Annotated in this window: 9 protein-coding genes; 6 read left to right on the top strand and 3 right to left on the bottom strand. The window is 43.8% G+C overall.

From position 1 onward, the window contains the following. Both JGK14_RS32650 and JGK14_RS32645 read left to right on the top strand, forming a co-directional pair. Window positions 1-255, top strand: a 255-nt coding sequence (locus JGK14_RS32650) for a hypothetical protein (protein WP_293193766.1), incomplete at its 5' end; no start/stop codon positions are given. Beyond that, on the top strand, window positions 225-1,247 hold the full coding sequence (locus tag JGK14_RS32645; protein ID WP_325315954.1) for a hypothetical protein: 1,023 nt from the start codon (window positions 225-227) through the stop codon (window positions 1,245-1,247). The genes JGK14_RS32650 and JGK14_RS32645, both read left to right, overlap by 31 nt. Before the next feature lie 131 nt (window positions 1,248-1,378). On the opposite strand, the gene JGK14_RS32640 is transcribed toward JGK14_RS32645, so the two are convergent. Next, the gene (locus tag JGK14_RS32640) at window positions 1,379-1,639 is read right to left on the bottom strand and encodes a hypothetical protein (protein WP_293271936.1); all 261 of its coding nucleotides are present in this window, start codon (window positions 1,637-1,639) and stop codon (window positions 1,379-1,381) included. 11 nt (window positions 1,640-1,650) lie between these two features. Between JGK14_RS32640 and JGK14_RS32635 the strand changes: the two genes are divergently transcribed. From JGK14_RS32635 to JGK14_RS32620, 4 genes are all read left to right on the top strand, one after another. Then, window positions 1,651-4,458 carry a CHAT domain-containing protein gene (locus JGK14_RS32635; protein ID WP_293214314.1) on the top strand — a complete coding sequence of 936 codons (2,808 nt, stop codon included), beginning with the start codon at window positions 1,651-1,653 and terminating at the stop codon, window positions 4,456-4,458. 269 nt (window positions 4,459-4,727) lie between these two features. Then, window positions 4,728-5,567, top strand: coding sequence for an Rpn family recombination-promoting nuclease/putative transposase (locus tag JGK14_RS32630; protein ID WP_293193758.1), 840 nt, complete (start codon window positions 4,728-4,730; stop codon window positions 5,565-5,567). 98 nt (window positions 5,568-5,665) lie between these two features. After that, the gene (locus JGK14_RS32625; RefSeq protein WP_293186774.1) at window positions 5,666-6,019 is read left to right on the top strand and encodes a hypothetical protein; all 354 of its coding nucleotides are present in this window, start codon (window positions 5,666-5,668) and stop codon (window positions 6,017-6,019) included. Beyond that, window positions 6,006-7,481 carry a hypothetical protein gene (locus JGK14_RS32620; RefSeq protein WP_293214318.1) on the top strand — a complete coding sequence of 492 codons (1,476 nt, stop codon included), beginning with the start codon at window positions 6,006-6,008 and terminating at the stop codon, window positions 7,479-7,481. Before JGK14_RS32625 ends, JGK14_RS32620 begins: the two co-directional genes overlap by 14 nt. A 69-nt stretch (window positions 7,482-7,550) precedes the next feature. On the opposite strand, the gene thiL is transcribed toward JGK14_RS32620, so the two are convergent. After that, entirely contained in the window at window positions 7,551-8,678 is a 1,128-nt protein-coding gene (gene thiL, locus JGK14_RS32615) for a thiamine-phosphate kinase (protein WP_325315953.1), read from the bottom strand. Between the two features lie 97 nt (window positions 8,679-8,775). Continuing rightward, window positions 8,776-9,090: a hypothetical protein gene (locus JGK14_RS32610; protein ID WP_293186771.1), complete on the bottom strand. Its 315-nt coding sequence runs from the start codon at window positions 9,088-9,090 to the stop codon at window positions 8,776-8,778. Between the last annotated feature and the right edge of the window lie 185 nt (window positions 9,091-9,275).

The following is a 9,275-nucleotide window of genomic DNA, read 5'->3' as shown; positions in this document are numbered from 1 at the left end:
CCCGGCGGTTGGAAACCCGGCGGTTGGAAACCGCGTCTACACAGACAAAACCCGCCTCCGCGGGTTGAAGAAAAGGCGGTGAAATTACGTTATCTTCTTCAGTCCGCGGAGGCGGACATCGTTTGTGTAGACGCGGTTTCCAACCGCCGTCTTATCTTTGCAACAACCCCCAAAACCCCCAACCATGATAAAATAAACCCGACATTATTCACAACTCCCCAACAATGGAAGAAAACCGCGCCCAAGCCTACCTAGAACTAATTCACACCCTGCTGAATTGCCCCAACGGATCGGAACCCCAGATATTACAAGATAACTCAGAATTGTTGGATGTCGAATTTCTGGAAACTTGCGAGTTGGTAGCCGAAAAAATGGCACAGCAAGGAGGACAAAACGGCGCTGATTTCCTGCGAAATCTGATCGGCCAGTTATCACAATTAATCGATATCAACGATGGCGATAACTCCGTAGGTGAAAATGCCCAAGAGTATGCAAACTTTATTTTAGAGTTATTGCAAGCAGAAGATGGTAGCAATAGCAATACAGCAGTAATTCACCCGATGCTAGCCGAACGACAACATCTTCTCAATGCTCGTTTTTCGGAGATTTTAGAGCAAGTATTGCAGAGGTTAATTGGTGGCGAAAATGCCCAAACTATTGAGTCAATTGTCAGCCTCGTTGAAGACTTGACCATTAATATTAGTAATTTTTCCGGTGGGAATAGAGCGAATAATATTGAAATTGCCATTGCCGCTTATCAACTTGTTTTAAATAATCGGCAACCGGGAAGCGAAAAGTTTGCTCAAACTCAAAACAACTTAGCTGCTGCCTATATTACCAGAATCAAGGATTCGCGGGCCGAAAATGTGGAAATGGCGATCGCGCTTTATGGCTCTGTTTTAACAGTCTACACCCTTGAGGCTTTCCCGGAAGATTGGGCTATGGCTCAAAATAACCTAGCTGCTGCTTACGCCAACAGAATCAACGGTTCGCGGGATGAAAATATCGATCGCGCGATCGCATTTTTTGAGGCTGCTTTAACTGTTCGTACCCCTGAACAGTTTCCTGAAGATTGGGCAATGATTCAATATAACCTAGGTAATGCCCATAATGACAGAATCAACGGTTCGCGGGATGAAAATATCGCAAAAGCGCGATCGTTTTATGAGGCAGCTTTAACAGTATATACCCGTGAGGATTTCCCTGAATATTGGGCAATGATTCAAAAGAAGCTGGCTAATGCCTAAAGTGAGGCTGCTTTAACAATCTCAGAAACCGGGTTTTTTCCGATGTCTTCGCCTCGCATCGAATATCTTCGCAAAAACCCGGTTTCTCGCCACCATGCACAATCTCAGAAACCGGGTTTTTTCGGATATCTTCACCTCGCATCGAATATCTTCGCAAAAACCCGGTTTCTTGCCACCACGCACAATCTCAGAAACCGGGTTTTTTCCGATATCTTCGCCTCGCATCGAATATCTTCGTAAAAACCCGGTTTCTCGCCACCACCCACAGTCTCAGAAACCGGGTTTTTTCCGATATCTTCGCCTCGCATCGAATATCTTCGTAAAAACCCGGTTTCTCGCCACCCATCAAACCAACCCCAACTATGATAAAATAAAACATAGGTGTTATTCACAACTCTCCACAATGGAAGAAACCCGCGCCGAAGCCTATCTCCAATTAATTCACACCCTACTGAATTGCCCTAACGGAGATGAACCCCAGATATTACAAGATAACTCAGAATTATTGGATCGCGGATTTCTGGAAACTTGCGAGTCAGTAGCGGCAAAGTTGGCAGCACAAGGAGGTGAAAATGGCGCGAATTTCCTCCGAAATCTGGCCAGTCACCTAGGGCAATTCATCGATATGAACGATGACGGAGATAGCAATAACTCTCAAGGTGAAAATTTCCAAGAGTATGCCAACTTTATCCTAGAATTATTGCAAGCAGAAGAAGCTAGTAATAGCGATATTAAAGTAATTTACCCCATGCTCGATCAACGGCAACATCTCCTCAATAGCCGTTTTGCCGAGTTTTTACAGCAGGTATCCCAGAGGTTACTTGATGGCGAAAACGCAGAAACAATTAGCTCAATTGTCGCCCTCATTGAAGATTTGAGTATTCATATTAATCAATTTCCCCGTGGGAATAGAGCGAATAATCTTGAAATTGCCATTACTGGTTATCAAATAGTTTTAAATAATCGGGAACCGGGAAGCGAAAAATATGCTCAAACTCAAAATAACCTAGCTGCTGCTTATAGTAAAAGAATCAAAGGTTCTCGGGCGGAAAATCTGGAAGGGGCGATCTTTTGTTACCAAGAGGCACTACAAGTTCGTACTCGCGAAGCCTTTCCCCAAGATTGGGCAACGACGCAAAATAATCTGGCGGCTGCCTACTATTCCAGGATCAAAGAAGATAAAGCAGACAATATTGAAAAGGCGATCGCATCTTTCACTGCCGCACTGGAAATCCGCACCCGCAACCGCGATGACTTTCCCAAAAGATGGGCTGAGACCCAAAATAATCTAGGAGAAGCTTACCGTCACAGAATCAGGGGAAAGCGGGAAGAAAATATCGAACGGGCGATCGCATTTTACAAGGCCGCACTGGAAGTTTACACCAGTGATAACTTTCCCAAAAGATGGGCTGAGACCCAAAATAATCTGGGAGAAGCTTACCGCGAAAGAATTAGGGGAGAGAAAGCAGACAATATCGAACGGGCGATCTCTTTTTACAATGCCGCCCTGGAAGTCTTCACCCGCGAGGCTTTTCCCGAATATTGGGCAACGACGCAAAATAATCTGGCAATTGCCTACTGCCAAAGAATCAGGGGAGAGAAAGCAGACAATATCGAACAGGCGATCGCTTTTTACAATTTGGTTTTACAGATAAGCACTCGCGAGCACTTCCCGTTAGAAAACGTAGAAACTTTAAATAACCTGGGCTTGGCTTATCTGAAGAAACTAGACTACATTAACCGAGAAAAACCAGAAGACACAAACCAAAAAGCACCAACTCTCCAAAGTGCCTACGATACCTTTAAAAATGCCATAATCAGAGCCTCCAAACTACGAGAGTTGGAGTCGGGAGATGAAACTAAGCAAAAACACGATTTGGAGTGGGATAAACTCTACATGGGCATGGTGCAAGTATGCCTCGATCGCCAAAGCAACCAAGAAGCACTCTTATATGCCGAAGCCAACAAAGCCCGCAACCTTGTCGAAGTCATCGCCCAAAAACAGGAAACCCCCCAAGTCCTAAAACCCATTACTTTCACCGAAATTATCCAACTCCTCACCCCAGACACCGCCCTAATTGAGTGGTACATCACCGACAAAGAAATCATCACCTTTGTCCTCACTTACCCCGACGTGCTGACAGTGCATCGAAATCCTCAATGCGATGAATTAATCAACTTAGTTAATGACTACCGGGCCGACTACAAACAAAGCAAAACCCACTGGCAAACCAAACTCTCCGACTATCTCCAGCGTCTTGCCGAAATCCTCCAAATCACCACAATTCTGCCCTCACAAAGTACCCGCTTAATCCTAATTCCCCACTGGTTGCTGCACCTGTTCCCCCTCCACGCCCTACCCCTAACCGACGACGAATTCTTGTTAGATAGATTCACCCAAGGGATTCAATACAGCCCCAGTTGCCAACTCCTGCAACAGATTACAATCCACCCAAATTTCGACCAACTCCTGGCCCTGCAAAACCCCACCTCGGATCTTCCCTACACCGATTTGGAAGTCGCCAGCATCGCCCCCAAATTCGCCATCAGTCAAATTCTTCCGGGCTCGGAAGCGAGTAAAACTAATCTTTTGGAACAGTATTTAGAGCAGTTAGAAAATGCTCATTGCGCGCATTTTTCCTGTCACGGTTCGTTTAATCCTGATGAGCCGCTGAAGTCGTTTTTGATTTTGTCAGGGGGTATCATCGAAGATTTAGGGGCATCTGATCGTTATGTGGAATGGCGCGAAGGCAAAACAGCGGATATTGACAAATGCCTGACTTTGGCTGAAATTTTCGGACTGCGATTCAAACAGTGCCGCCTAGTAGTGCTTTCCGCCTGCGAAACCGCGCTAATCGATACGCAGAATCGCTCCGATTATATTGGATTACCAACGGGATTTCTCTACGCGGGAGCAATGGGAACTTTGGCCAGTCTTTGGGCTGTCAATGACCTCTCGACAGCCTTGATGATGGTAAAATTCTATGAGGTACTGCAACCTGGAGTTAGCATTGGTCAAGCGCTCCATGATACCCAGCGCTGGTTTAAGTCTGCTACTACTTCAGATTTGCTAGAATGGGTGGAAGGTTCGGAGAGTTTCGATGGAGAGCAAAAGGAAGATGTTACGGAATATCTAGGACGTTATCCACTGACCGTAAAACCCTACGGCAAAGTTTATCATTGGGGAGCGTTTTGTGCTATAGGTTTATAATGTGAATGTGCAAATATTGTAAGGGCGGGTTCACCAACAATCTCCGATAAAAACCAAAGATTTCATAAACCCGCCCCGGCTATGATATAACGCACAATCTATTTGTACAATAGAATTGCGATCTAAATATTTCGGTGGGGTGGGGGCGGGTTTTTATAATCCATCGATGGGTGTCAAATATTTCGGCGAACCCGCCCCTACAGCACTTGGGATTATGATACGATCGTGAATGAATAGGGTATAATTCAAAGAAAGATTAAATTCGATCGATGAAAACCGACAGCCTATTTTACAGCATCTTCCAAGAATTTCCGTTTATTTTCTTTGCCCTGCTGGGCATACCTGCCGATGCTACAAACCAATACCAATTCACATCCCAAGAAGTCAAACAATTAGCCTTTCGCCTAGATGGTTTGTTTCTGCCAATTGTCGCAGATTCTCAATTACCATTCTACATTGTGGAAGTCCAATTTCAACCAGACCCAAATCTGTATTATCGTCTATTTGCCGAACTATTCATCTATCTCAAACAATACCAACCGCCGCACCCTTGGCAATTGGTAGTCATTTACCCAAATCGGCAAACAGAAAGAGAAAGTGACATCCACTTTCAGGAAATGCTGGCACTCCCAAAAATCACCCGCATTTACCTGGATGAACTTACCCAACCAGAAACAGCATCTCTACCGATAAAATTACTTAAACTGGTAATCGAACCAGAAAACACGGCCTCGGATTTGGCTATAAATTTAGCCAGACAAGCCGAAACCGAAATAGTGAATATCGCAGTCAGAGAGAGCTTCATCAACTTACTAGAAACTATCATTGTTTACAAGTTACCCCAAAAAACCAGAGAGGAGATTGCCGCCATGTTTAACCTCAGTGAGTTAAAGAAAACCAGATTCTATCAAGATGTTTTTGCGGAAGGACAAGCTGAAGCAGAAGCTCAATTACAAGCTGAAGCTAAACAACGAGAAAAAGCTGCAATCCTCAGAATGTTTAATGTGGGATTAATTACAGAACAAATTGCTCTATTCTTAGACTTGCCGGTAGCTGAAGTAGCAAAGATTGTCACTGAAGCTCAACAAAAACAAGCTGAACAAAATTAATCAAAATTTGGTGGGGGCGGGTTTACGAGATTATTGGTTTTTGGTAAAACCCGCTCCTACAGCACTTGACATTGTACATCCATTTTTGAGGTAAACTTATGATGAAAACCCTGATTTTGTCGGAAATCTATAACGCGATTACCAAAGCCCCAGAGATTCTGACTCCGCCATTTATTGAAGAATTACTCAAGACTGTTTTGCCGATAGCTGAGTCTGATGCTACTGATAAAGCAGTTAAAGAAGCTATTAATAAAGTCTATCAAAATTTTCCCGAAGTAGCAGAGCAGATTGCCAATCTGACTCGCAAAAATCTTGATGATGCAGAACCGGAAGTCACACCGGGCTATGAAACACTCACCAATAACTATCCTGATATCAAAAAGCTAGAAGCAAACTTAAAACAACGCATTCAACCACCCTCAATTCCCCCCGCACCAGATGCTAAAAATTGACCATCCCCAAGTCTATATCTACAGCTACCAACTCAGCAGCAAAAGTAAAACTGATGTTGACTCAATCTGGACTTGGGCAAATAGTATCTGGCAATATTTCAGTCTGGACAAAACCAAAGTTTTTTCTCAAGCAAACCTCAGTTATCCCCTCACTAAACCCAACAAATTAGAGCATTCAAATCAAATCGATGGTTCCTTAAGATTTTGTCGCATCGATGATAGTGAAGGTATCTTAGCGAGAATTGGCAGCCCAGAAACTGACGAAAACAAAGACTTAGAAGTCGCAGCATTAACACAATTCAATGTTAATAATCTTTTGGTTGCTGATAGTCATGAAAATTGGCTAGGACAAACTATTTTGATTACTTACAAATCAAAAACTTATCAACAGCCAAGTGACAATGACTTTCGCAAAGTTGCAGATGAATGTTTAAAACATCTTTTCCCAGAAGAGTCTGTGCGTCCACCTTTTTACCGTGATACTAAGTTATTCGATTCTCCGATGTTTGAGTATAGTTCTCCCAAAAGTCAAGTACAGGTATTTGTTTATCTGGTTGATGATGACATTGAGGGAAAATTAGGGAAGATTGTTCAACCTTTGTTTGAACTGTTTTATCACCGCCATAAAATCACCAAAGCTTTTATTGATAGTCGCAGAAATTACGATCTACTTAAGGAACGATATTTAGAGATTGAGCAAACAATCGAAAAGCTAGAAGCAAAAATCACCGAGGTAAGTCGGATTGAATTGTCAACTGGAGTTGATTCGAGGCAAAGTATTAATATAGATGAATCGTTAAAGTATCTAAAAACCAAACTAAAAGAGTTACTTCGAGAAAGCTTGAATTATGAAAGAGCTTTGGAATGTTTAGAAGATTTTAATAACACGATTAATATTCATGTTTACAACTATCAAGAAAAGTTGTTGCAAATTAGCGATAAATTGCAGATACCAACTGATGATTTGACAACGTTCAAGTTTTTCATTGATAGAACTTGTCCGTATTTTCAAGAACAAATTAAGGGCGATTTAGGCTATTTCAAACATGGCACTGATTTGATTAAGATTGCGGTGGAGTTGGTGGGAGGAATTGTCGATATTGAACAAGCAGAATGCGATCGCTCCCTAGAAAGAAAAATTGAAATACTCGGTACTGGATTAGGCGCTGGAGGCATTGTGGTGTCTGCGGTTGCGAATTATGTAGAGAGAGACATAGTGTTCAGAATACCTCAAAATGGCGATCGCATTCATCCGGCCCTAGCTAGTCTGTTGTGGAGTCTCCTGGCTGTCATCCTGGTTTCTGGATTGATGGGTTGGATTAATGGTGCGTGGAAAATTAATGGTAGATTGAGATTGTTTGGGCGTAAATCTGTTGCACAATTACCCAATTCCGAAAGTCAACCAGTTAATGATATCTTGCGGGAGGTGGAAGAAGTGTCGAATCATGAACCAGGCGGTTAGAAACCCGGCGGTTAGAAACCGCGTCTACACAAACGATGTCCGCCTACGCGGACTAAGATCAGATATGATTCAGAAGTGTTGAAATCCCCGATCGCTCTCCAATCTAATATCACCATAAATACCACTGCTATCAGTCAACCAAATATCTGTGCTATCGGTAGTCATGCCGATAATCGCGGCTCCATTTCCGATTTTTTCTACTAATAACTCAGCATTTGCGATCGGCAAAAACAGCACTAACTCAAAATCTTCACCACCGTACAATGCCCAATCTAAAGCAGTTTCAGGTGATACAAGTTGGCTGAAAATAGGGGGAATTGGGATTTTTTGGCGATCGACATTTGCACCAACACCGCTAGCCCGACAAACTTGAATAATCGCATCAGCTAAACCGTCGCTACTGTCCATTCCGGCGATCGCAATTGGGGAATTAACCCCCCCCGGCCCCCCCTTGGTAAGGGGGGGAGAATTAACGCCTACCTTGCTAAGGGGGGGAGAATTCAAATCTTGCTTCCCCCCCTTACCAAGGGGGGGACTGAGGGGGGGTTCTATCTCACCTTCACAACCCAATATCTCCCAAAGCATCGGCAAAACATCCAATCGCGGTTTAGGCTGCTGGTGAGCGAGAATTAAAGAAGTTCGATCGCCCTTTTCCAGATTTAGCCCAAATTCAGGATTCAACAACAACTCTAATCCCGCGCGAGAAGCCCCGTGCACACCCGTAGCCACGATCGCCCAATTCTCCGATCGCGCATTTGACCGACGAATGGTACGATCGCACTCAACCTCCCCAAAAGCAGTAATCGAAATTGTCACCACAGACGATCGCACAACATCCCCACCCGCGATCGGCGTATGATACACTTCCAAACAAGCCGTCATCCCCCGATAAAACTCCTCCACCCACAGCACAGCCGTATCCGCCGTCACAGCCAGGGCTACAGTCACCGCCAGAGGCTTTGCACCCATCGCAGCCAGATCCGACAAATTCGCGGCTGCGGCGCGCCATCCTGCGTCATAAGGGCTGGTGGTGCGATCGCTAAAATGCACTCCATCCACCAACATATCCGTCGTCACCGCCAGAGATTGGTGAGGATTTGTCGGAAGTACAGCGCAATCATCACCCACAATTTCGGCGGGACAGAATTTTTGTAATATTCTTAAAAGACCTTGTTCTCCGATATCTTTAATCAGCATTAAATTAGTTAAAAGCCACTAAATATTATTAGGAAACTGACAACTAACCACTGACAACTGTCAACTGTCAACTGTCAACTATCAACTGTCAACTGCTTTACCATTCCTTACCAGAACTCGGCGGCAAGCGCAACCTCGGAAACCGATAAAAAGTATCCCCTTCATCATCCACCTCTAAAATCGCCGAAAAAATCTTAACTTGTCGGTTTAAATACTGCTGAGCAACTTCAGCCTCAACTCTCGCGCTAGCAGCCAATTGAATCAGCGACATCTGACTGTTTTGAGTTTCCAACAACTGATAAAAAGCCTCATCCAACTGTCGCTTTTGCTTGCTTTCATTCAGATTGTTGACAATCAACAAGCCTGCGAATCCGCCCAAACCAATTACCAATAAAAATTCTAAAATTGCCATAAAAGCGTTATAATTGCTAGTTGGAATAACGAATCTCAGTATATCAAAAGAATGATGTTAATTAAATTTCAACTAATCTGATTAACTCTTCCAGCCCGCGGAGGCGGTCTTTGTTAGTGTAGAAGCGATTTAAATCGCCGTCTTTGTTTGTCTTTCTTCCAGCCCGCGGAGGCGGTCTTTGTTAG

It is taken from the genome of Microcoleus sp. PH2017_28_MFU_U_A (assembly GCF_020738035.1).
Classification (GTDB): Bacteria; Cyanobacteriota; Cyanobacteriia; order Cyanobacteriales; family Microcoleaceae; genus Microcoleus.
This window is presented reverse-complemented; position numbering and strand designations above follow the sequence as displayed.